This window comes from Qipengyuania sp. R86523 (genome assembly GCF_044596365.1).
In the GTDB taxonomy this organism is placed as follows: domain Bacteria; phylum Pseudomonadota; class Alphaproteobacteria; order Sphingomonadales; family Sphingomonadaceae; genus Qipengyuania; species Qipengyuania citrea.
On the sequence record NZ_CP138997.1, the window covers coordinates 2501 to 24658 of the forward strand.

The following is a 22158-nucleotide window of genomic DNA, read 5'->3' on the forward strand; positions in this document are numbered from 1 at the left end:
AGATATTCCTCTGCACTATCGCGAGACGTCGGACTTTTATGCAGGTCTGTCGTTGATGGTGTGGATTCTCAAGCGTGAGGTAAGAGCATTTGGTGGATGCCTTGGCATGTGCAGGCGATGAAGGACGTGGCACGCTGCGATAAGCGTCGGGGAGATGTGAGCAATCTTTGATCCGGCGATTTCCGAATGGGGAAACCCACCCTCACCATTTCCTTTCGATTGTCTTCGGACAGTCGGAAAGAGGTGGATAGGGTATCACCAGACTGAATACATAGGTTTGGTGAAGCGAACCCGGGGAACTGAAACATTCTCAGTACCCGGAGGAAAAGACATCAACAGAGATTCCCGTAGTAGTGGCGAGCGAACCGGGACCAGGCCAGTGCCTTCATTTCAACTAGCAAAACACTTTGGAAAGAGTGGCCATAGCGGGTGACAGCCCCGTATGCGAAAGTGATGATGAAGGACTCGAGTAGGGCGGGACACGTGAAATCCTGTCTGAACATGGGGGGACCACCCTCCAAGCCTAAATACTCGCACATGACCGATAGCGAACACAGTACCGTGAGGGAAAGGTGAAAAGCACCCCGATTAGGGGAGTGAAACAGTACCTGAAACCGGATGCTTACAAGCAGTTGGAGCCCCATAGGGGGTGACAGCGTACCTCTTGCATAATGGGTCAGTGACTTAATCTACCATGCAAGCTTAAGCCGTTAGGTGTAGGCGCAGCGAAAGCGAGTTTGAATAGGGCGACTGAGTATGATGGATTAGACCCGAACCCCGGCGATCTAGGCATGGCCAGGTTGAAGGTGCAGTAACATGCACTGGAGGACCGAACCGGTGAATGTTGAAAAATTCTCGGATGAGCTGTGTTTAGGGGTGAAAGGCCAATCAAGCCGGGAAATAGCTGGTTCTCCGCGAAATCTATTGAGGTAGAGCGTCGGATGTATGCCGATGGGGGTAGAGCACTGGATGGGCTAGGGCTGCGCGAGCGGTACCAAACCTAACCAAACTCCGAATACCATCGAGTCTTATCCGGCAGACAGACGGCGGGTGCTAAGGTCCGTCGTCAAAAGGGAAACAGCCCTAACCTACAGCTAAGGTCCCCAAGTCATATCTAAGTGGGAAAGCATGTGGGAATCCCAAAACAACCAGGAGGTTGGCTTAGAAGCAGCCATCCTTTAAAGAAAGCGTAACAGCTCACTGGTCTAAACAAGGGTTCCTGCGGCGAAGATGTAACGGGGCTAAAGATATGCACCGAAGCTTAGGGTTCAGAATTTATTCTGAGCGGTAGCGGAGCGTTCCGTAAGCGAGTGAAGGCGAAGGGTAACCGACGCTGGACGTATCGGAAGTGCGAATGCTGACATGAGTAGCGACAAACAGGGTGAGATGCCCTGTCGCCGAAAGACCAAGGGTTCCTGCGCAACGCTAATCGGCGCAGGGTTAGCCGGCCCCTAAGACGAGCCCGAAGGGGGTAGTCGATGGGAACCACGTAAATATTCGTGGGCCTGAAGATGTGTGACGGATCGTGGAAGTTGTTTTCTCTTATTGGATTGAGAGGGCAGCCAAGCGGTTCCAGGAAATAGCCTCTTCACTATAGACCGTACCCGAAACCGACACAGGTGGTCAGGTAGAGTATACCAAGGCGCTTGAGAGAAGTATCCTGAAGGAACTCGGCAAATTGCCTCCGTACCTTCGGAAGAAGGAGGCCCCATATCGACGCAAGTCTTTGTGGGGGGCACAGGCCAGGGGGTAGCGACTGTTTAGCAAAAACACAGCACTCTGCTAAGTCGGCTTCAAGACGACGTATAGGGTGTGACGCCTGCCCGGTGCTCGAAGGTCAAGAGGAGGAGTGCAAGCTCCGAATTGAAGCCCGAGTAAACGGCGGCCGTAACTATAACGGTCCTAAGGTAGCGAAATTCCTTGTCGGGTAAGTTCCGACCTGCACGAATGGCGTAACGACTTCCCCACTGTCTCCAGGATATGCTCAGCGAAATTGAATTCTCCGTGAAGATGCGGAGTACCCGCGGTTAGACGGAAAGACCCCGTGCACCTTTACTGCAGCTTCAGAGTGGCATTAGGAAATTACTGTGTAGAATAGGTGGGAGGCTTTGAAACATCGGCGCCAGCTGGTGTGGAGCCAACCTGTGAAATACCACCCTGTGATTTTCTGATGTCTAACCACGCACCGTTATCCGGTGTTGGGACCCTCTGTGGCGGGTAGTTTGACTGGGGCGGTCGCCTCCTAAAGAGTAACGGAGGCGCGCGATGGTATGCTCAGGACGGTTGGAAACCGTCTGCAAGAGTGCAATGGCATAAGCATGCCTGACTGCGAGACCGACAGGTCGAGCAGAGACGAAAGTCGGTCATAGTGATCCGGTGGTCCCTCGTGGAAGGGCCATCGCTCAACGGATAAAAGGTACGCCGGGGATAACAGGCTGATGATTCCCAAGAGCTCATATCGACGGAATCGTTTGGCACCTCGATGTCGGCTCATCACATCCTGGGGCTGGAGCAGGTCCCAAGGGTTTGGCTGTTCGCCAATTAAAGTGGTACGTGAGCTGGGTTCAGAACGTCGCGAGACAGTTTGGTCCCTATCTGCCGTGGGCGTCGATTGTTGAAAGGAGTTGCCCCTAGTACGAGAGGACCGGGGTGAACATACCTCTGGTGTACCTGTCATCCTGCCAAGGGTGCCGCAGGGTAGCTATGTATGGACGGGATAACCGCTGAAAGCATCTAAGCGGGAAGCCTCCCTTGAGATAAGCAATCTTCGAACCGTCATAGACCATGACGTTGATAGGCCGGGTGTGGAAGCGCAGTAATGCGTGTAGCTAACCGGTCCTAATAGTTCTTTTCGCGCTTGTAGGATCTGCACCATCAATGACAGCCCTGTCGCAAGACAGGCGGCTCAACGGTGGTAGAGGAAACTTCAGCCGGATAAGCCCTCAAAAGCTCAACAGCATCGATTTAAAATCCGATACGGTCCCCGCAGGGTAAAACCTGCGGGCGGCCCGTCCGCCCGCTTTATTGCTTGGTGGCTATAGCGTCTGTGACCCACCCGATCCCATCTCGAACTCGGACGTGAAACCGGACTGCGCCGATGGTACTAGTGCTCAAGCACTGGGAGAGTAGGTCGCCGCCAGGCATTATAGCGGACGGACGCGGAACAAACCCATTCATGATTTCAAAAAGCCGCTGCCGGTGCAAACCGCGCGGCGGCTTTTTCGTCTCTGGCCTTGGTGCCAGCGAGGAAGGCGCCATCGAAGTGCGCAGCACTTCGCAAGGCCGACCGGCCGCCCGGACCCCGGACCTGATCCGGGGGAGGGAAGCCAAGCCGACAGATGTCGGCACCGGCGCTTGAGGCGTAAAAGAAGGTACCGCGGGGTGGAGCAGTCCGGTAGCTCGTCAGGCTCATAACCTGAAGGTCGTTGGTTCAAATCCAACCCCCGCAACCATCTCCCAAATAACTCTCCAATAGCGACGCTCCGCCGCAGCATGCCCGCGGACCAGGAACTGCGCGCATGCGCACCGTGGGTCGGGGAAAAGCCATTCGCTCGGAGACTTAGGAAAAGAGCAAATGAACGCCTCACGGCAGTTGCCGGTGATCTCCTAAGGATCACGGGAAGCGGTTTGGCTACAGACGCTTCGTTTGGCGACGGGGTTTCTGGTACCGCGAGACGACATCGCCCAGTTCGTGCGGGAGAACCGGCTTCGAAAGCATCGCCAGGGGACGGATCGCAAGCCGTTCCTCCTCGGTGACGCTGTGCAAGCTCCCGCTCAGGATTATACAGGCCACATCCAGTTCGGAGCGCAGGACCAGCGCCGCGTCCTGCCCGCGCGAGCCGTCAGCAAGCTGGAGATCGACAAGCGCGAGGTCGGGCAGGGTCCGGCGCGCGGTGTCGATCGCCTGGGCTGCGGTCACCGCGACGCCAACGACATCGCATCCCAGGTCTTCCATCTGTGTTTCGAGATCGAGCGCGATGAGGGCGTTGTCCTCGATGATGAGCACGCGGACGCGGGAATCCCTATTCGGGGAAGAGGATGCGGGTTGTCCATCCATTCACGCATTCCTCTTCTATCGTACCGCGCAGCTGGGCCGCCATCCCGCGGATAAGCCGCTTGCCCAAACCCGATGACGGCATGTCCTCGCTCAACAAGCCGGACGTGCCGCCTGTTCCATTGTCCGACACTTCGAGCACGATCTGTTCGCCTTCCTCCCGTCGCAGTTCGACCGTGATGTTTCCGCCCTGCTCGGGCCAGCTGGCATGCTTGACCGAATTGGTCACCAGTTCGTTGACCGCCAGCGACAGCGTTACCGCCTTGTCGATCGGCAGGCGCAGCGGCGCCACCTGCAGAACGATCTGAGGCGCCTGTTCCTTTCTCCCGGGCAGCGATGCGCGAAGATGTTCGACAAGACGCCCGATATGGTTGTCCAGCCTGACCGTCTTCAGATCGTTGTCTTCGTAGAGCGAGGCGTGAATGGCGGCGACCGCCTGCACGCGCGCCGTCGCCGCATTCAGCGATACGCGGGCGGTCTCGTCCCCGGTCGCTTGCGCTTCGAGGTTCAGGATGCTCGTGACCATCTGCAGCGAATTCTTCACGCGGTGATTGACCTCGGCGATCAGCAGGTCGCGCACGGCGATCGCCTCCCGCAGCTTGGCTTCGCTCTGTTTGATATGCGTGACGTCGAGCAGCATGCCGACGACCAGCAGCTCTTCCGTATCGGGATTGCGGATCGATTCCCCGCGGACCAGCAGCCAGCGCGTCGTACCGTCCGGCCAGACAGTGCGAAAATCCTGGTGCAGGTCGGCGCCCACTGTCCGGGAAACCCGCTCCATTTCGGCTTCCAGTCCGGCCAGGTCGTCGGGATGGACCCGCTCCATGAATGGCCGGATGGGATTGGCGTGGTCCTCCTCGGCGAAGCCGAACATGGTATCGAATTGCGGGGTTCTCGACACGCTCCGGCTGCCCGGGCACCATTCGAAATAGGCAAGATCCGCGCCGCGCATGGCAGCGCGCCGCTTCGCCTCGTGAACGCGGTCGCCCAGGATCCTGCCGGTGATGTCCTCGGCCGTATGGATGATGTGCGTGACCCTGGTGGGATCGCCGCGATCGGCGAACACCGGCGAATTGACGATCCGCCAGTACCGGACCCGGTAATGTCCGTCGGGCCCTGCCACATCATGCTGGCGAAGCGGCATCTCCTGCGCTTCGCCCGTCTCCACGACGCGATCGGCCGACGCCTGCAATTCGGCTTCGGCATCCGCCTGGGGATCGTCGGGATTGGCGGGGAAGGCCTCGAAGACACGCTTGCCGACCAGCTCCGCCCGTTCGATACCGAGCATCTCGCAATAGCAGCGATTGGCAGCGACGACGTGCAGATCGGGCCGGAACACCATTTGTGCCGTCGGTTGGGAGTCGAACAGCACGCCCATGTCGATCGAAGTATCCAGGGCCGAATTCCTCTCTTGGGTGACTGGGCCCGATCGCGCCGGATCGGACGCCAGCAGCCAAAGTCTGAAACAGAAACGACCGGCTTGATATGCAGCTTGGCCCATCGGGACAAGGACAGTGGTTTTTGACACGGCGGGCTTGGCCTGACGGATGCGCGAGACCCGCGTGGCTGCTCGAGCGGCCGCTACGGTATGCCGATTGCGCGTATCGCCGCCATGTCAGTCCTGACCGGCTTTGCCTCCTCTTAAAAAAGATGGCTGGCTACCCCATCCGATACGAAGACTAGCAACCACCCGACGCTGTAACCGCGGGCGTGGGGGCGCTTGTGCTTCGACGTGCGCTCTATGTAGCGAAACTATTCGGGAATGGCACGCCCGGCCACGCCAATACTAGGCTCCCCGAACTCATGCGCAGGCTGGCAGATCAGGGTTATTGCCCGCGCCGATCTTCACGCTCGGGTTCCGGCGGAAGGGGCGCTATGCCGATTGCGATCAGGGGATGAGGTCGCTCAACTTGCGCAGCGTTTGCGCGGCGACGTCAAGCGATTGAAGCTTGGTCATGAAGCGCGCGACGACCGCTGGATCCTCGGCGAGGTCATCGGCCAGCGCTTCGACTGCGGCGGCGATGGCGGTGACGTCCTCGCGGCTCAACTCGGCAGAGAACAACGGTGCCGGCTTGTGGCTCGTGGGAACTGCAGGCGCGGGCTGCGCCTTGGCCAATGCTACCGCGGCATCGACGTCGTTCTGCGTCCGGCGTCCCGAAGGCAACCATTGCGCCACATCGGCATGCTGGTGGAAACGGATACCGGCCTTGCCGAACTTCATCCACACCACGGTGGCTTCGAGCGCTATGTCGCCGCGATGGAGCAGGCACTCGGCCCCCTCGGGAGGAAGAGACGTGCCTTCGATCAGTGCCCCCCTGGTCGACATGTTGCGGACCTTGACCGTTGCCTGCGCCTGCCCAGCCGCGAGCGAGGCCATCACGAACATGTTGGTCCGCGGCTCGATCCGAGCGCAGTTGGAATAGGGTTCCGGCGTTTCGTAGGCGGCAGTAAGCATGTTCAATCCCCCAAGCCGACATGCCCGATGGTTTTGCAAGATAGGCTATGTGCCCACTTACGTATTAACCCCTAGTGCGGTCTGCGATGAACAGCAGAGCCGCTATGTCGGGACATCGGACAAGGCAAGGCCCGCCGCCCTTTCGAGCGACGGGCCATCATCCCGATCATGTGGGTATCGGGAGGATTAACGGAGCAGCGAAAGCACGTTCTGCTGGCTCTGGTTGGCCTGTGCGAGCATGGCGCTCGAAGCCTGGCTGAGGATCTGCGACTTGGCGAGCGCGGTCGTTTCGGCCGAATAGTCGGTGTCTTCGATCCGCGAACGTGCGTCGGACAGGTTCGTGATGTTGTTGTTGAGGTTGGTAACAGCCGATTCCAGCTGGTTCTGCGACGCACCGAGGCCCGCGCGAACGGTCGAAACCGTCTTGATGGCGGTGTCGAACAGGGCGATATCGCCAGCCGCGAGGGCTTCGACGTCGACGGCTGCCGCAGCGGCCAGATCGGCGTCGGTGGTGAGGTTGGTCGAAAGATCGATGTCGATCGCATCAGCTTCGTTCGCGCCGGCCTGGACCGACACGACACCGGCAGTACCGGCCGAGGCGTCGAACAGCTTCTGGCCGTTGAATTCGGAGTTCGCCAGAACGTTCGTGATCTGCGTGTTGAGAGCATCCATTTCCGAAGCGAGGTTGGCGAGGTCGTCGGCGGAATAGGTGTTGTTCGACGCCTGGACCGTCAGTTCGCGCTGGCGCTGCAGCATGTTGGTGACTTCGCTCAGCGCGCCTTCAGCGGTCTGGGCCATCGAGATGCCGTCATTGGCGTTGCGGATACCCTGGTTCATGCCGCGCACCTGCGAGGTCATGCTGGTGGTGATGGCGAGGCCGGCCGCGTCGTCCTTGGCGGAGTTGATGCGCTTGCCGGTCGACAGGCGTTCCATGGCGGTTCCGAGGGCCTTGCCCGCGGCATTCGATGCATTGGCGGCCTTCAGCGCGCCGATATTGGTGTTGATGACGTTCATGGCTAGTTTCCCTTTGGTCTACGATCACTGCCCCCGTTCGGGATGCGGCAGCCAGAAACCAGACCGGCAGGAACTTTCCGGGATTAAGGGCATTGTGATTTTCAGTGAGCGGGCTTCCAAGCTCACCTCGTAAATCTACCAGCCCTAAAATTAGCCGTTCTTTTGACGTCCATGCGCCATTTCCACGTCTGTCGATAAGACATGCCATGTGGGGGCACAAATGGACGGAATTTCAAAGAGCGCGAATTTTTCGCGTACGCACAGCACGATCGATGCCCGGATGGCGGGGATCGCATCCTCGCTGTTCATGGAGCGGCCGGTCACGCTGGCGGACGAAAGCGATCTTTCGGCCAGTCGCGATGCGCGCACCATCACGCTGGCACGCGGCGACACGCCCGCGATCGAACTGGCCGGCGCCGGTGGAAAGCTGACCTACAGCGATCCGATCGCCGAGAGCAGCCTCGCCGCGCTGGTCGCCATGACCTATGCCGGCCAGGGGCCGGTTGCAGCCGACCCGGCGTCGCTGTCGGTCATCGCGCTGGCTGATCGCCTCGCGCGGACCGATATTCCCGTTCTTATCAATGGCCCAACGGGAACCGGCAAGGAAGTCCTGTCGAACTTCATCCATCGCCGCAGCGAGCGTGCGGAAAAACCCTTCATCGCGGTCAATTGCGCCGCGATCCCCGAAACGATGCTGGAAGCGATGCTGTTCGGCCATGAAAAGGGCTCGTTCACCAGCGCCAACGCGGCGGGTGAGGGCTTTTTCCGTGCGGCTGACGGCGGTACTCTGCTGCTCGACGAAATCGCCGAAATGCCGTTGTCGCTTCAGGCCAAGCTGCTGCGCGCGTTGCAGGAAGGCGAAGTCGTTCCGATCGGCGCGACCCGCCCGATCAAGGTCGATGTCCGCATCATTGCCTGCGCCAACCGCGATCTGCCGCAGGAAGTGGCTGAGGGCCGGTTCCGCGCCGACCTCTATTACCGCCTCAACGTATTTCCCATCGAGATGCTGCCGCTTCGCGAACGCCGCGCCGACATAGCGCCGCTAGCTTTTGCCATGGTGCTGCGCCACGTTGCTAAGGGCGATGCGGTTCCGTGGATCAGCGATGCTGCCCTTGCTATGCTGGGCGACTACGCCTGGCCCGGCAACGTCCGCGAGCTCGAGAACGTAATCCGCCGTGCGCTGCTGCTGTCGCAGGGGCGCGGCGAGATCGGAACCGAACATATCGTCTTCGACATGACCGCACGGGCGGTCGAGACGCCGGCCGCGACGCAGCCTGCCGAAGAGGCCAAGGGTCCGGCCAAGCTGTCGAAGATCGTCCAGATCTCGGAAGCACGCGCAATTATGGAAGCGCTGGATTCGGTTGGCGGGCATCGTGCCAATGCGGCACGCGCGCTGGGGATCAGCGAACGCACGCTGCGCTATCGCCTGGCTTCGTTCCGTGAAGCCGGAATTGCCGTGGGAGCAGGCCGATGAACCCGGTAGGCGGAATTGGCGGCGGCGGATCGCTCGAACAGGTCATCGCGCTGCGCCAGCAGATCATTGACCGGTCGAAGGTCCTGCAGGAACTGCACGAACCCAAGCCTGCGGCCCCGGCCGAAGGTGCAACCGGCGCACCCAGTTTCGGGGATTCGCTGCGCACCGCGCTCGAGAACGTCAATTCGGTCCAGGCCGAATCCGGCAAGCTGACCGCGGCTTACGAGCGCGGTGAAGAAACCGACATCGCCAAGGTCATGCTGGCCCGGCAGGAGGCCGGGGTGGCGTTCGAGGCCACGCTCCAGGTACGCAACAAGCTGTTGTCTGCGTACCAGGAAACCATGCGGATGGGGGTCTAATCCATGAACGGCATCGTTCCTGCAGATAGTCCGCCGCCAAGCGTGCTGACCCCGCTCACTCAAGGGACGGGGAGCTTCGCCGAACGTTTGCGGACGTTCGCGGCGCAGCCGCCTGTGCGCAAGGTGTTGCCGCTGTTTGCCGGCACTGCGGGTCTCGGCCTGTTGGCCTTGACCTGGGCGACCCTGTCGCCCGCGCCGCAGCGCGTGCTCTATTCCTCGCTCGGTGATGCCGAGCGCGCGAGCGTGGTCGCCACGCTCGACAAGGCGGGGGTGGACTACACCATCGACAACAACACCGGCGCACTGACCGTGGGCGAAGACGATGTCTATCGCGCGCGGATGCTGGTGGCGTCCGACGGATCGCTGGCGACTCCAGAAAGCGGCGCTGACCTGATCGAGAACCTGCCGATGGGCGCCAGCCGGACCCTCGAGGGCGACCGGCTGCGGGCGGCGCAGGAACGCGAACTGATGATGACGATCATGGAAATCGACGGCGTCGAGGCGGTCCGTGTGCATATTGCCAAGGCCGAACGTTCGGTCTTCGTACGTGAAGACGTCGCACCTTCCGCATCGATCATGCTGCGCATGGCGCGGGGCCGCCAGCTTACCGACAGCCAGGTCACGGCGATCACCAATCTGGTTGCAGGTTCGGTGCCGGGGCTCGGCATCGACGCGGTCAAGGTCGTCGACCAGCACGGCAAGCTGCTGACGCAGATGCGCGATCCCAACAGTGGCCGGCTCGACCTGCAGTCGCAGATGGAAGCCAAGCTCAATGCGCAGGTCGATCAGCTGCTGGCACCGATGTTCGGTGCGGCTGCGTTCACGTCGCAAGTCCAGGTCGATCTCGACATGAACGAGGTAACCTCGGCGCGCGAAAGCTATGACAAGGACGGCACCATCCGCCGCGAGACCACCCAGCTTTCGCAAAGCGCTGGGGCGCAGGCCGGCGGGATTCCCGGCGTGCTTGCCAACACGCCGCCCGCCGAAGCAGAGGCGCGCGAAGGCGCTCCGCAGGATAACGAGAATGCCGCGCAGGCAGGCGGCGGCGTCGGCGAAAGCAGCGCCACGCGTGTCTATGAACTGGGCCGCGAGGTTTCGGTCTCCAATTTGACTCCGGGATCGATCAAGTATCTCTCGGTGGCGGTGGCCATCGACCAGGCCGCACTGGAGAAGGCAAGCGCAGCCGATATCAACAAGGTGAAGGAACTGGTATCCGCAGCCGTGGGTGCGCGCGAGGATCGCGGCGACAAGGTTACCGTCGTCATGCGGGCCTTCGAGAAGATCGAAGCCGAAAGCGTGCCGTTCTACGAAACCAGCTGGTTCGGCATGGCCGTGCGCAATGGTGTCGCTCTGTTGGCGGTCCTGCTGGTGCTGCTCCTCGCCGTGCGGCCCGCGATCAAGGCACTGCGCGGTGATGGCAAGGGCAAGGGGGCGGCAGAACCGCAAGTCGGCGGCGGACAGCAGCCTGCACTTGGCGGTCCTGCGGCGGATACCGTACCGCCTTTCGACAGGCAGTCGCTCGACGGCCAGATCGAACTGGCCCAGCGGATAGCGCGCGAAAACCCTGACAATGCCGTGCTGGCGCTGCGCCGCCTGCTGGCCGAAGACACCCGCACCGGAGCCTCGGCATGACCGCGCCCGCACCGCAACTTCTGGGCGGCACCGACAAGGCGGCCATCATGGTGATGCTGCTGGCGGAAGAGGACGCCTCGCGCATCCTCAGCCAGCTCACCCCCGATGAACTGCGGCAGCTGGCCGGGACGATGTGCGGCATCGGCGAGATCGAACCGCAGGCGATTGCCGACGCCATCGCCGGCTTCTCGCGCTCCACCGAAAACAGCGGCATTTCGGGGCACGGGCGTGTCGACAATGTCCGCAAGCTGCTGACCGAAGCGGTGGGCGAGGTGAAGACCGACAATCTCATGCGCCAGGTTGCGCCCGCTGCGGAAGAAGAAAACCTGCCTGCGCTGGGTTTGCTGCGCTGGCTGGATCCGAAGATCATCGGCGAGATCCTGGCCGACGAGCATCCGCAGGCGATCGCCGTGCTGCTGCTGCAGCTCGACAGCGAAGTCGCGGCCCAGGCGCTCGCCGCGCTGCCCGAGGACATGCACACTCCGGTGCTCCACCGCGTCGCCCGGCTGGGTCCGGTGTCGCGCCAGGCGATCGGCATTCTCGAAGCCACGCTCAACGCGAAGATCGAAAAGCTGCATGGCACGATCCCGCTGACTATGGGGGGCATCAAGCAGGCTGCCGAAATCATCAACAGCTCGCACCGCAGCGTCGAACAGCGCGTACTGCCCACGATCGGCAAGATCGACGAGCAGCTCGCCAAGGACCTCGAGAACGAGATGTTCAAGTTCGAGCACCTGTTCGTGCTCGATCTCAAGATGACCGGCGTCCTGCTGCGCGAGATCGAAAGCGATACGCTGGTCCTCGCGCTCAAGGGTCTCGAAGAGGACCAGCGCGAACAGTTCTTCGGCGCCATGTCGTCGCGGGCCGCCGACGGCCTGCGCGACGAGATCGAAATGCGTGGCCGGGTGAAGAAAAGCGAAGTCGAAACCGCGCAGAAGGAAGTCGTCGCGATTGCCAAGCGGCTGATCGCGCAGGGCGATATCATCATGGGCGAGGGCGACGAAGACTATGTCTAGGGTCGCCTATGCAGCGCTGGGCAAGCGGGGCAGCTTTTCCAGCGATACCCGCTACACCGCACCGCCCGCCGATGCGGTGCCGGCGGCGCCGGCCGAGGATGCCGCCGAACAGGCCTACCGGGCCGGTTACGAGGACGGGCAGATTTCCACCCGCGCCGAATGTGAAGCGCAATTGCAGGCCGAGCGGGCTGCGCGGTCGGCCATCGAAACCGCCTTCGCGCGCTTCGATGCCGAAAGCGGGCGGCACTTGCGCGAACGCCTTCTCGAAACGGTTCATGCATTGTGTGAAGAGGCGGTGCTGCCGCTGGCGCTCGATGCCGAGGGGTTGGCCCGCCGGGTCGAAGCCGCCGCTTCCATGCTGCAACGCAAGCATGACCAGCGGATCATACACATCAACCCCGACGATCTCGAGCTCGTGCGCGACAGCGTGGCGGGAGATCTCGAGCTGGTACCCGACGCCAGCGTGGAACGCGGCGGCCTGCGGGTCGAAACCGACGATGGCGGGGTCGAGGACGGCCCGCAGCAGTGGCGCCGCGCACTGAACGAAATCTTCGATACATGCAGGCCCTGATCGACCGCACGCTGGCGGCGGTCGGAACGTCCCCGCTCGATCTTGCCCCGCGCCGGTTCGGCCGCGTGGTGGCCTGCGATGGCGGGTTGATCGAGGTCTCGGGCCTGGGCGTGCCGATCGGCACGCTGTGTTCGATCGCGCAAGGCGCTTCGACCGAACACCGCGCTGAAACCATCGGTTTCCGCAACGGGCACACAATGATGATGATGCTCGGCGACACGGTTCTGCTGCGTCCGGGCGCCATCGTGCGCCCCGAAGGCAATCCGGGCATGCTGAGCGTGGGCGAGCAATATCTCGGCCGTGCGGTCGACGGGGCGGGTGAGCCGATCGACGGCCGCGGACCGGTCATGGCGACCACCAGCTGGCCGGCTGGCGGGCACCGTGTCGGCGCGCTGGACCGTTCGCGCGTCACGCAGGTTTTCGACAGCGGCATCCGTTCGCTCAACGCCCTTACCACCTTCGGTGTCGGCCAACGCGTGGGTATCGTCGCCGGGTCGGGCGTGGGCAAGTCGGTGCTGATGGACATGATCGTCGACGGCGCGGATGCGGATGCCGTGGTCGTCGGGTTGATCGGCGAACGCGCCCGCGAAGTGTCCGATTTCGTTACCCGCCATATGGCGGGGGAACGCGCCGCAACCACGGCGATCGTTGCCGTCCCTGCCGATCATGCCGCCAATCTCCGCCTGCGCGGCGCGATGCTGGCGACCTCGATCGCCGAACATCTGCGCTCGCAAGGCAAACGCGTGCTCCTGATCCTCGACAGCCTGACCCGCGTGGCGCACGCCGCGCGCGAAATCGGCATTCTGCTGGGCGAACCCGGCGCCGCGCGCGGCTATCCGCCGTCGGCGCTGGCGACGATCACCAAACTGATCGAACGCGCGGGCAATTCTGAAGAATCAGGCGGCGCAATCACCGGGATCTATACCGTCCTGGCCGATGGCGACGATCAGAACGATCCCGTGGTGGACACCGCGCGTGCCATTCTCGACGGGCATATCGTGCTCTCGCGCGAGATCGCCCAGCGCGGGCAGTACCCCGCGGTCGACGTGGGCGCGTCGCTAAGCCGCGTGATGAACGATATCGTGCCATCCGAATACGCGGCGCTTGCCCGCCGCTTCCGCGCGCTCAGCGCGACTTACGAAGCCAATCGCGACCTGGTGATGATGGGAGCATATAGACAAGGTGCCGACCCGCTGCTCGACGAGGCGATCGCGCTGCACCCGCGTATGTGCCAGTTCCTGTCGCAGGCGAGCGAGGAAAGCATCGATGTCGCCACTGCCTTTGCGCAGATGAGCGAACTGGTCGGCCATGCGGCCTGACCGCCGGAAATTGAAACGTGCCCAGTTGATCCAGCGGGTGCGGACGGTCGAGCGCATGCAGTCGGCGGTTGCCGCGAGCGATGCCGAAGCCACGCGTGCGCGCCTTTCGGGCGTCGCAGAAAGAACGCGTAGCCTGGCCGAGCATTACGCCCAGCGGTCCGGCGACATGGTTGCTGCGGACCTGCGCAGCGGCAAGGCGATGAGCGACCAGCTGCAGAAGCTGAGCGAGTTGAGCGAGCGGCAGGCCGAGGAAGCCGAGCTGCTTTCGCAAACCAAGCGCGAGGATTTCGCCCAGTCCGACATGCGCCTGCGCAAGGCTGCCGAAGGCACGCGCGATCTCGCCAAGCTCGTGATTGCCGGGATCGAGAACGGTTAACGCAAAGCTTATTTGGCATGCTTCTTGATAGTAGGTCCGTGAACAAGAAGCGGACCCGTCATGAACCTTTCTTTTGCCCTGCCGAAATCTCCCGAAAGCCCCGCCGCCGGCGGCGCGCTGGAAGGCCGAAACGCGCGCAAAACCGAGGGTTCGCAAGCGCGGGACGGGTTTTCCGAAATGCTCGACCAGCTGGCATCCTTCATCCCGGCGAATGCTGAGGGCGACGGCGCATTGCCGGACCGGCAGGCGCAGGATTTGCCGGGCGGCAAGGAATTGCCGGTCGATGCCGCAAGCTTGCCGGTGTTGCCGGACGATGCTTCCGGCACTCCGCTCGGAGTGCCGCAACTGGCCGTTACGCTGGAGACCGGTGTCGTCCCCGAGACCGGTTCTCGCGCTGCACCCGGCACCGCGCCAGGCACGCCGTCGGCGCTGCATACGCCGGCCGGTACGAACGTGGCGGCAAACCCGGCGCAAGGCGGCGGGCTTGAAGTGCGCATTTCCGCTGCGCAGGCCCCGCAGGACGGCCGCCTTGCTGCGGCTGGTTCGGCAGTGCAGAACGGCATGGCGGCAATTACGCTGCCGGGCGCTGCAGCAGAGGCCGCTGCATCGGCAGAAGCCGCGACAACGGTGACTGCGAAGGTGGAAACGGCCGCGGCGCAAGTGGGCGATCGCGCTGCACTGGGCGCACCGGGGGCCATGCGTTCGGATGGCGGCGACAAACCTTCCTCGGAAGAGGGCGGCAAGCCGGCTGAAGACAATGCACTTGCCGACAAGGGCAAGCTTCGGGCAATGGCCCAGACCGATACCGCGAAACCCACTGCGCAAGGCATTGCGGCGCTTTCCGACGAGAGCGCGGCATCGGTTCGGCCTGTGGCCGCCGCGCCGCGTCCGATCGCGGGCGACCAGTTCGCCAATGTCGAACGCGTGGTCGAACATTCGATGGCCGCCCGCCAGGTCGACCTGACGAAATCGGCAGCCATTGCCGTGGCGCACCGCGAATTCGGGCAGCTGACCGTGACCTTCGACCAATCGGCTGGCGGCATGAATGTCGAGATCGCCGCGCAGGACGGGGAAACCCAGCGGGCTCTGGCCGCGGCAATGGCCAACGAGCGGCCCTCCGCGCGCCAGCCCGAAGCGTTCACGCAGGCGGCACAGGCAGGCAACCAGCCCGCGGCCAATGGTGAGCGCGGGGCAGGCGGCAACGCTGCGGGCTCGGGCACGGGCCAGGCCGACGCCGAGCAGCAGCGTTCGCAGCAATCCGACCAGCGTGGACGCCGTGATGGCGGCAGCGCCGGCCATTCCAACCCGCAGGCCCAGCCGCCGTCTTCCGATGACGCGCTCTACGCCTGATCCGATCCAGATTTTAGCAGGAAACCACCATGTCGACCGAAAACGCTCCCCAGGAACCCGTCAAGAAGAAGGGAGGGCTGCTCAAGATGGCGCTGTTCTCTCTCGTGCTGCTCGCCGCGGGCGGTGGCGGCACCTATGCCGCGTTCGCCAGTGGCATGCTGGGCCCCGACGGTGAGAAGGAAGATCCGAACCCCAAGCTGGTGCTCAAGGGTGACGAGGACCCGTTTCCGGCGGCGAGCGAAGGCGACCTGAAGGACAAGGCCGCCGTCGTTCACGGCGCGGGCGGCGGCAAGTACCGCACCGCCTATTACGATTTCAGCGAGGAGTTCACTTCGAACCTCGGCAACAGCGGTGCGCTGGTGCAGGTCAGCCTGGCTGCATCGACGCATTATGACGGCCGCGTGCTGATGTGGCTCGACGAGCATGAAACCGCGCTGCGCTCGCGGATCCTGACCGAACTGGCGGCGACGGATGAAGCCGATCTCGCCAGCGTGGCGGGCAAGGAAAAGCTGCAACAACGGCTCACCAAGGCGATCAACGAAGCGCTCGAGGAACGCGAAGGCTTCGGCGGCGTCGACAACGTCTACTTCCGGTCGTTCATCGTCCAATGATGAACGAGCCGACCCCCGTAGCACAGGCCCCGGCCGCGCAGCATTGCGCCGAGCTGCTGAGCCGCGCGGCCACGCCGCCCGATCTCGACATCGAATTCGCCCGCTTCGCTCGCGCGGCGGCACTCGAGGCAGCTGGGCAAGTGGCCCAATTGTGTGACGATCGCGCGATCGTGGTCGACGTTGCCGAAACCGAATTGATGCCGGTGGCCGACTGGTACGCACAGGTCGGCACCGCGCATCGGCACAGCTTCTTCGCGCTCGGACAGGAAAGCCGAGGCATCTTGGCATCGGTCCGGATCGGCGAACTCGTCGGCGAATTCGAACGGATCCTCGGCGGAACCGGCGATGTCGACGAGGGCTGCACCGCGTTGCCCGCTTCGGCGCGCTATTTCGCCCAGCAGTTCGAGGACCGCATGGCCGAAGTGCTGCGCCGGGCGAGCGACCAGCGCGGTATCGCCGCCAGCGCCAATGGCGACGTGATCGAACAGGTGGCACCCTTCGGCGGCGGCGAGCGGGTGTGGACGACGACGCTGGCAGTCAGCAGCACCAAGACCGCGCGCAAATGGTCGATCCGGCTCGCCGCATGCGAGCAGACCATCGCCGGGATCGTCGGTACGCGCACCGTATCGCCCGCCAAGGGCCGGCCGATCGGCGCGCGCGGCATCAACGGTTCGGCGATCGCCGATGTGGCTCTGCCGCTGCGTGCGGTGCTGGTCGATGTCCCGATGTCCATTGCGCGGCTGGCCAGCCTCGCACCCGGCGCGGTCATCCCCGTGGCGGTGAACCGCAATGTACCGCTGCTGATCGGCGACCTCACCATTGCCCATGGCTGCGTCGGCGAACTCGACGACCGTGTGGCGCTCGAACTCAACCAGACTTCTCTCTCGGAGTAACACCCAATGGCTACGCATGCAGACGGCTTCGGCCTTATCCAGGATATCGATGTCCAGCTCACCGTGGAACTCGGCCGCAAGTCGATGCGCCTGCGCGACGTGCTCGCGCTCGGCGAATTGAGCGTTGTCGAACTCGACCGCCTGACCGACGAGCCGCTCGACATGTTCGTCAACGGCAAGCTGATCGCGCGCGGCGAGGTGATCGCCCAGGGCAACCGGTTCGCGATCCGGGTGCTGGAAATCATGGGCGCAGGGTCGAGCGAGCCGGCAGTCGAACGCCGCGCGCAGCCGATCACTGTCACTCCGGCTCCCACGGCCGAGACCGCCTGATGTTCTGGTACATCCTCAAGCTGCTGATCCTGTTGCCGCTGATCGGCTTCATGATCTGGGGCAGCCTGAAGCTGGCCAAGAAGATGCAGGGTCAGTTCGGCGCCCCCACGGGCGGCAGCAAGGCGGTGCGCATCGTCGAAACCACCATGCTTTCGCCCACGCTGCGGCTGGCGGTAATCGAGTTCCATGGCCGCGAAATCCTCGTCTCGACCTCGCGCAACGGGCTGACCCGGTTGGCCGAAGCGCCCGCTCGCGAGCAGGCCGGGGACATCGTCCAGTGATCCTCCGCCTGTCCAAGCTGGCTGCCAGGCTGGCCGCCACCGCCACGGCGCTGCTCTATCCCGCGCTGGCCAGCGCGCAGACCGGCGATACCGCGGTCTCGGGCGCGCTCGACCGCGCCTTCGGCCAGATGGCGGGCGCCGGTGGTGAGCCGCTGAGCCTGTCGCTCCAGCTGCTGCTGGTGATGGGCCTGCTGACCATCCTGCCCGCGCTGCTGCTGATGATGACGAGTTTCACGCGCATCATCGTGGTGCTGGCGATCCTGCGTCAGGCGCTCGGCCTGCAGCAATCGCCGCCCAACCAGGTCCTGATCGGGATCAGCCTGTTCCTGTCGCTGTTCATCATGGCACCGACGCTGGAGCGCGTTAACGAGGCGGCTATTGCGCCTTACTCCGCCGGCGAGATCGGTGCGGAAGTCGCGATCGAGCGCGCCGGGGACCAGTTCCATGGCTTCATGATCCGCCAGACCCGCGAATACGACCTCGAGATGTTCGCCGACATCGCCGGGGCGGGGCAGTTCGCCAGCCCGCAGGACGTGCCGTTCTCGATCCTGTTGCCGGCCTTTGTGACCAGCGAACTCAAGACCGCCTTCCAGATCGGCTTCATGCTGTTCCTGCCCTTCCTTGTCATCGACCTCGTCGTCTCCAGCGTGCTGATGAGCCTCGGCATGATGATGATGAGCCCGATGATCGTTTCGCTGCCCTTCAAGCTGCTGCTGTTCGTCCTCGTCGACGGCTGGGCGCTGCTGATGGGTTCGCTCGCCTCAAGCTTCGGATAGATCTCATGGACGAAAGCGCCGTACTCCTTTCCATGGCCGACCGCATGTTGTGGATCGCCGCCCTGGTCGCAGCCCCGATCCTGCTGGCGAGCCTCGCCATCGGCTTGGTCATCGGTCTGATCCAGGCCGCCACTTCGGTCAACGAACAGACGCTCACCTTCGTCCCCAAGCTGGGCGCGGTGGCCTTCGTGCTGGTTATCCTGGGCGCGTCGATGATGGCGCTGGTGGGCGATTTCACCCAGGACGTCTTTACCGAAATCGCGCGGATCGGCGACTGAGGCCACGCGCGGTGAACGGGCTCGATCTCGGCCTCGGGGCGCTGGAGCAGGACATGTGGCGGGGGGTCTTCCTGATGACCCGGCTCGGTGCCGCGCTGCTGGCCGCCCCTTTCTTCGGTGCGACTTCCGTACCGATGTCGGTGCGCGTGTCGATCACCGGCGCGCTGGCCATTTTCGTGTCCGTATGGATGCCCGAAATCGCCACGCCGCCGGCGCTGCTCTCGCTCGAAGGACTGCTGGCCGTGGCGGGCGAGGTGATCATCGGGCTCGCGCTCGGCTTCGTGCTCCAGCTGGCTTTCGCCGCGCCGACCGTGGCCGCCGAACTGATCAGCGGCGGGATGGGCATGAGCATGGCAGTATCGCAGGATGCCATGGGCGGCGGCACGACGACCTCCTTCGGCCAGTATTTCGTGATCGTCCTCACGCTGATCTTCCTGGCGACCGGCGCGCATCTGCACTGGATCGCGCTGGTGACCGAGAGCTACAACGCGTTCCCGCCCGGTCAGACCTGGCTCGGCGCAGACCGTTTCGCCGCGATCGCCGGGTTTGCCAGCTTCATGTTCGAAACCGCGCTGCGGATCGCGCTGCCGGTGACCGTGATCCTGCTGCTGGTCCAGGTGCTTACCGGCGTGCTCAGCCGTTCGGCGCCCTCGCTCAACCTGTTCGCGCTGGGCCTGCCGGCGGGCGTGCTCGCGGGCATGGCGGCGCTGATCATTTCCGCACCGCTGATCTACGACCAGTTTACCGGCCTCGTCGGTGACGCGTTGGCGCAAACCGAAAACGTGATCCTGCCATGAGTGAGACCGCCGGCGAGAAGACCTTCGCACCAACCGAAAAGCGGTTGGCCGATGCCGCGAAGAAGGGCGATGTGCTGCGCTCGAAGGATGCAGGCACGGCGGCGGTGATGTTGCTCGGCGGTGCGTGGCTGGCGCTGGCCGGACCGTGGCTGCTCGAAGGGCTGGCCGGCCTGGCGCGCGACGCCTTCCTGTTCGATGCGCGCGACATCCGCGATTTCACGATTTCCGGCCTGTTGATGAAAGGGCTGCTGCTCGGCGTCCCTGCCATCCTGACGCTCGCCGTACCGGTGATCCTGGTGACGCTGCTCACCCAGCTCGCGTTCGGCCGCGGACGCTGGGTGCTCGACAACCTCAAGGCCAAGGGCCAGCGCATCAATCCGCTCTCGGGTCTCAAGCGGATGTTCGGCCCGCAGGGGCTGGTCGAGATGGGCAAGGGGCTGCTCAAGGTCGCATTGCTCGGGAGCATTGCCGGGGCATGGTGGTGGACCAGCATGGAAACCGTGATCGGGCTGGGACGGGGCAATCTCTCGGCCCAGCTGTCGGCGGCCTGGCACTCGATCGTCTCGCTGATCTTCGCGCTCGGCGGGGGATTGATCGTGATCGCCTTTGTCGACCTCCCGATCCAGTGGCTGCGGCAGCAGAAGCGGCTCAAGATGAGCCACCAGGAAATGCGCGACGAGAACAAGGAAGCCGAAGGTTCGCCCGAAATGCGTGCCGCGCGGCGGCAGCGCCAGCGCGATATCGCCACCGGCTCGGTCTCCGGTGCGATGCGCGAGGCGCAGTTCGTCGTCACGAACCCGACCCATTTCGCGGTTGCGATGACCTATGACCCGGCCAAGGCCTCCGCCCCGATCGTCCTGGCGAAGGGCCGCGGCGACAAGGCCATGGCGATGAAGGAACTCGCCCGCGAGATGGACCTGCCGATGCTCGAGCTGCCGCAGCTCGCCCGTTCGGTCTATTACACCACGCGCGAGCGGCAGGTGATTTGCGAAGATCTCTACGGTGCGGTCGCTTCGGTTCTGGCCTATGTCTTCTCGCTCAAGCGGGGCGAAACGCCGCCGCTGCCCGCGGTCGAAGTGCCCGCGGCGCTGCGGTTCGATACCGAAGGGCGGATCGCTGTTAATCTCGCCAGTGAAGCGTCGTTCTCAGAGCGATGAGTATTGCAACTTCCTCGATCGCCACCACGCTTGGTATCGGCAGCGGCGTAGACATGACCGGTCTTGCCGAGCAGCTTGCCGAAGCGCAGTTTGCCGGGCGCAACGAACGGCTCGCGACGAAGTCGGAAACGCTGGAACAGCGTATCTCGCTTGCCGGATCGATCCGCAGCAGTTTCTCGACCTTCGCCTCGGCGCTGGGCGAGCGCATGCGGACGGGCGATCTCGCCCCGCTGCCCAATATCGGCAACACTTCGGTGGCCGCCGTCTCCTCGCCGGTGGGCTCGATCGGCAAGGGTAGCTACTCGCTCGAAGTGACCAAGCTGGCCAGCAACCAGGTGCTGACCGGCCCGGTTTACGCCAGTGCCACCGACACGGTCGGGGCAGGATCGCTGACGATCCGTTTCGGGTCCGTCACCAATGCCGCATTTGCCGAAGACACCGGCCGTACGCCGCTGTCGATCGATATCGCTGCCGGTGCAACGCTGAAGGATGTGGCATCCGCGATCAACGGCAAGAACGCGGGCCTCAATGCCTATGTCGCACAGACATCCGCCGGCGCGCAGCTGGTGGTGAAGGGTGCCGACGGCGCACAGAACGGGTTCGTAATCGAAGCCGCCGAAGACGGGGCAGATCCGGGACTGTCGGCCCTGGCGTGGCAGCCGGGCGGGGAACCGGCCCGGCTCGTGTCCACTTCCGCCGATGCCGAATTCCTCCTCGACGGGCTTGCCCGGACCAGCGCGTCGAACACTATTCCCGGCGTTGCGCCGGGGCTGTCGCTGACGCTTACCGGCACCAATGCCGGTGCGCCGACCACGATCCGCTTCAACAGTCCCGACAGTGCGCTGTCGAGCGTGATGCAGGACATCACCGGCGCACTCAACGAGATCGTATCGGAGCTGCGCAGCGCGATCGATCCGCTTACGGGCCCGCTGTCGCGCGATGCCGGCGCCCGCGCGCTGCGCAGCGAGCTGTCCGCGCTCGGTTCGCTTGTCGTCATGCCCAACGCGCCCGACGGCGCCCCGCGCACTCTGGCGGAACTGGGCCTCGCCATCGAACGCGATGGCAGCTTCCGCTTCGACAATGACACGCTCACCGATGCGCTCGAGCGTGATCCGGCGGGTGTGGCAGCGATGTTCACCACCGGGATCAACGGCATTTACGCCACCATCGACCGGATGGCGCGCTCGAACAGCATGGCAAGCGATCCGGGATCGCTGGCGGGCTCGATCGCGCGCTATGAAAAGCAGACCGACCAGCTCAACCGCGACATGGAAAAGCTGGCCGAAAAGCAGGAAGCCCTGCGGTCCAGCATGGTGGCCCGCTTTGCCAGCGCCGACGCGCGGGTAGCGGCATCGCAATCCACCCTGTCCTTCCTCCAGTCCCAGATCGATATCTGGAACTCGCAGGGCGACTGA

At 63.6% G+C, this 22158-nt stretch carries 21 protein-coding genes, 1 tRNA gene and 2 rRNA genes; 20 read left to right on the forward strand and 4 right to left on the reverse strand.

Annotation, left to right across the window (positions count from 1 at the left end; genetic code table 11):
- Nucleotides 1-69 precede the first annotated feature (69 nt).
- The 3 genes from SJY12_RS00020 (at nucleotide 70) to SJY12_RS00030 (ending at nucleotide 3452) form a co-directional block, all read left to right on the forward strand.
- Nucleotides 70-2862, forward strand: a 23S ribosomal RNA gene (locus SJY12_RS00020).
- Between the two features lie 165 nt (nucleotides 2863-3027).
- Nucleotides 3028-3142 (forward strand): 5S ribosomal RNA (rrf, locus tag SJY12_RS00025).
- 233 nt (nucleotides 3143-3375) lie between these two features.
- Nucleotides 3376-3452: transfer RNA gene (locus SJY12_RS00030), tRNA-Met, on the forward strand.
- 179 nt (nucleotides 3453-3631) lie between these two features.
- Here the strand turns inward: SJY12_RS00030 and SJY12_RS00035 are convergent.
- The 4 genes from SJY12_RS00035 to SJY12_RS00050 form a co-directional block, all read right to left on the reverse strand.
- On the reverse strand, nucleotides 3632-4006 hold the full coding sequence (locus tag SJY12_RS00035; protein ID WP_160767299.1) for a response regulator: 375 nt from the start codon (nucleotides 4004-4006) through the stop codon (nucleotides 3632-3634).
- Between the two features lie 16 nt (nucleotides 4007-4022).
- Nucleotides 4023-5426 (reverse strand): sensor histidine kinase, encoded by a 1404-nt coding sequence (locus SJY12_RS00040; protein ID WP_397505607.1) that lies wholly within the window; start codon nucleotides 5424-5426, stop codon nucleotides 4023-4025.
- Nucleotides 5427-5942: 516 nt separating this feature from the next.
- A complete protein-coding gene (locus tag SJY12_RS00045) occupies nucleotides 5943-6509 on the reverse strand; it encodes a hypothetical protein (RefSeq protein WP_397505608.1) in 567 nt (188 codons plus the stop codon).
- Between the two features lie 186 nt (nucleotides 6510-6695).
- Entirely contained in the window at nucleotides 6696-7523 is an 828-nt protein-coding gene (locus tag SJY12_RS00050) for a flagellin (RefSeq protein WP_230833320.1), read from the reverse strand.
- Between the two features lie 220 nt (nucleotides 7524-7743).
- Between SJY12_RS00050 and SJY12_RS00055 the strand changes: the two genes are divergently transcribed.
- From SJY12_RS00055 to fliD, 17 genes are read left to right on the forward strand one after another with little or no spacing between them, the layout of a single operon-like run.
- Nucleotides 7744-8997, forward strand: coding sequence for a sigma-54-dependent Fis family transcriptional regulator (locus tag SJY12_RS00055; protein WP_063505066.1), 1254 nt, complete (start codon nucleotides 7744-7746; stop codon nucleotides 8995-8997).
- The gene (fliE, locus tag SJY12_RS00060; RefSeq protein ID WP_050599089.1) at nucleotides 8994-9356 is read left to right on the forward strand and encodes a flagellar hook-basal body complex protein FliE; all 363 of its coding nucleotides are present in this window, start codon (nucleotides 8994-8996) and stop codon (nucleotides 9354-9356) included. Before SJY12_RS00055 ends, fliE begins: the two co-directional genes overlap by 4 nt.
- 3 nt (nucleotides 9357-9359) lie before the next feature.
- Nucleotides 9360-10988: a flagellar basal-body MS-ring/collar protein FliF gene (gene fliF, locus SJY12_RS00065; RefSeq protein ID WP_397505609.1), complete on the forward strand. Its 1629-nt coding sequence runs from the start codon at nucleotides 9360-9362 to the stop codon at nucleotides 10986-10988.
- On the forward strand, nucleotides 10985-12004 hold the full coding sequence (gene fliG, locus SJY12_RS00070) for a flagellar motor switch protein FliG (RefSeq protein WP_050599091.1): 1020 nt from the start codon (nucleotides 10985-10987) through the stop codon (nucleotides 12002-12004). Before fliF ends, fliG begins: the two co-directional genes overlap by 4 nt.
- Nucleotides 11997-12575, forward strand: coding sequence for a FliH/SctL family protein (locus SJY12_RS00075; RefSeq protein WP_397505610.1), 579 nt, complete (start codon nucleotides 11997-11999; stop codon nucleotides 12573-12575). Before fliG ends, SJY12_RS00075 begins: the two co-directional genes overlap by 8 nt.
- Nucleotides 12563-13894, forward strand: a complete 1332-nt coding sequence (locus SJY12_RS00080) for a FliI/YscN family ATPase (protein WP_269420705.1) — start codon at nucleotides 12563-12565, stop codon at nucleotides 13892-13894. The genes SJY12_RS00075 and SJY12_RS00080 overlap by 13 nt, the downstream gene beginning before the upstream one ends.
- 10 nt (nucleotides 13895-13904) lie before the next feature.
- On the forward strand, nucleotides 13905-14270 hold the full coding sequence (locus tag SJY12_RS00085) for a hypothetical protein (protein ID WP_156488869.1): 366 nt from the start codon (nucleotides 13905-13907) through the stop codon (nucleotides 14268-14270).
- Nucleotides 14271-14330: 60 nt separating this feature from the next.
- On the forward strand, nucleotides 14331-15620 hold the full coding sequence (locus tag SJY12_RS00090) for a hypothetical protein (RefSeq protein WP_397505611.1): 1290 nt from the start codon (nucleotides 14331-14333) through the stop codon (nucleotides 15618-15620).
- A 29-nt stretch (nucleotides 15621-15649) separates the two neighbouring features.
- The gene (gene fliL, locus SJY12_RS00095; RefSeq protein WP_348032379.1) at nucleotides 15650-16231 is read left to right on the forward strand and encodes a flagellar basal body-associated FliL family protein; all 582 of its coding nucleotides are present in this window, start codon (nucleotides 15650-15652) and stop codon (nucleotides 16229-16231) included.
- Nucleotides 16231-17124, forward strand: coding sequence for a FliM/FliN family flagellar motor C-terminal domain-containing protein (locus SJY12_RS00100; RefSeq protein ID WP_050599097.1), 894 nt, complete (start codon nucleotides 16231-16233; stop codon nucleotides 17122-17124). Before fliL ends, SJY12_RS00100 begins: the two co-directional genes overlap by 1 nt.
- A 6-nt stretch (nucleotides 17125-17130) precedes the next feature.
- Nucleotides 17131-17454: a flagellar motor switch protein FliN gene (gene fliN, locus SJY12_RS00105; protein WP_397505612.1), complete on the forward strand. Its 324-nt coding sequence runs from the start codon at nucleotides 17131-17133 to the stop codon at nucleotides 17452-17454.
- On the forward strand, nucleotides 17454-17735 hold the full coding sequence (locus tag SJY12_RS00110) for a flagellar biosynthetic protein FliO (protein ID WP_050599098.1): 282 nt from the start codon (nucleotides 17454-17456) through the stop codon (nucleotides 17733-17735). The genes fliN and SJY12_RS00110 overlap by 1 nt, the downstream gene beginning before the upstream one ends.
- Nucleotides 17732-18511: a flagellar type III secretion system pore protein FliP gene (gene fliP, locus SJY12_RS00115; protein WP_083437223.1), complete on the forward strand. Its 780-nt coding sequence runs from the start codon at nucleotides 17732-17734 to the stop codon at nucleotides 18509-18511. Before SJY12_RS00110 ends, fliP begins: the two co-directional genes overlap by 4 nt.
- Before the next feature lie 5 nt (nucleotides 18512-18516).
- The gene (locus SJY12_RS00120; RefSeq protein ID WP_050599099.1) at nucleotides 18517-18789 is read left to right on the forward strand and encodes a flagellar biosynthetic protein FliQ; all 273 of its coding nucleotides are present in this window, start codon (nucleotides 18517-18519) and stop codon (nucleotides 18787-18789) included.
- Between the two features lie 11 nt (nucleotides 18790-18800).
- Nucleotides 18801-19586, forward strand: coding sequence for a flagellar biosynthetic protein FliR (fliR, locus tag SJY12_RS00125; RefSeq protein WP_397505613.1), 786 nt, complete (start codon nucleotides 18801-18803; stop codon nucleotides 19584-19586).
- Nucleotides 19583-20743 (forward strand): flagellar biosynthesis protein FlhB, encoded by a 1161-nt coding sequence (locus SJY12_RS00130; protein ID WP_050599101.1) that lies wholly within the window; start codon nucleotides 19583-19585, stop codon nucleotides 20741-20743. Before fliR ends, SJY12_RS00130 begins: the two co-directional genes overlap by 4 nt.
- Nucleotides 20740-22158, forward strand: coding sequence for a flagellar filament capping protein FliD (gene fliD / locus SJY12_RS00135; protein ID WP_397505614.1), 1419 nt, complete (start codon nucleotides 20740-20742; stop codon nucleotides 22156-22158). The genes SJY12_RS00130 and fliD overlap by 4 nt, the downstream gene beginning before the upstream one ends.

Excerpts from the sequence above, each read along its gene's own strand:
- fliE (WP_050599089.1), top strand. The coding sequence starts at position 8,994 with ATGAACCCGGTAGGCGGAATTGGCGGCGGCGGATCGCTCGAACAGGTC.
- SJY12_RS00130 (WP_050599101.1), top strand. The coding sequence starts at position 19,583 with ATGAGTGAGACCGCCGGCGAGAAGACCTTCGCACCAACCGAAAAGCGG.
- SJY12_RS00080 (WP_269420705.1), top strand. The coding sequence starts at position 12,563 with ATGCAGGCCCTGATCGACCGCACGCTGGCGGCGGTCGGAACGTCCCCG.
- fliG (WP_050599091.1), top strand. The coding sequence starts at position 10,985 with ATGACCGCGCCCGCACCGCAACTTCTGGGCGGCACCGACAAGGCGGCC.
- fliL (WP_348032379.1), top strand. The coding sequence starts at position 15,650 with ATGTCGACCGAAAACGCTCCCCAGGAACCCGTCAAGAAGAAGGGAGGG.
- fliN (WP_397505612.1), top strand. The coding sequence starts at position 17,131 with ATGGCTACGCATGCAGACGGCTTCGGCCTTATCCAGGATATCGATGTC.
- SJY12_RS00100 (WP_050599097.1), top strand. The coding sequence starts at position 16,231 with ATGAACGAGCCGACCCCCGTAGCACAGGCCCCGGCCGCGCAGCATTGC.
- SJY12_RS00075 (WP_397505610.1), top strand. The coding sequence starts at position 11,997 with ATGTCTAGGGTCGCCTATGCAGCGCTGGGCAAGCGGGGCAGCTTTTCC.
- SJY12_RS00050 (WP_230833320.1), bottom strand. The coding sequence starts at position 7,523 with ATGAACGTCATCAACACCAATATCGGCGCGCTGAAGGCCGCCAATGCA.
- SJY12_RS00055 (WP_063505066.1), top strand. The coding sequence starts at position 7,744 with ATGGACGGAATTTCAAAGAGCGCGAATTTTTCGCGTACGCACAGCACG.
- fliD (WP_397505614.1), top strand. The coding sequence starts at position 20,740 with ATGAGTATTGCAACTTCCTCGATCGCCACCACGCTTGGTATCGGCAGC.
- SJY12_RS00110 (WP_050599098.1), top strand. The coding sequence starts at position 17,454 with ATGTTCTGGTACATCCTCAAGCTGCTGATCCTGTTGCCGCTGATCGGC.
- SJY12_RS00090 (WP_397505611.1), top strand. The coding sequence starts at position 14,331 with ATGAACCTTTCTTTTGCCCTGCCGAAATCTCCCGAAAGCCCCGCCGCC.
- fliF (WP_397505609.1), top strand. The coding sequence starts at position 9,360 with ATGAACGGCATCGTTCCTGCAGATAGTCCGCCGCCAAGCGTGCTGACC.
- SJY12_RS00045 (WP_397505608.1), bottom strand. The coding sequence starts at position 6,509 with ATGCTTACTGCCGCCTACGAAACGCCGGAACCCTATTCCAACTGCGCT.
- SJY12_RS00120 (WP_050599099.1), top strand. The coding sequence starts at position 18,517 with ATGGACGAAAGCGCCGTACTCCTTTCCATGGCCGACCGCATGTTGTGG.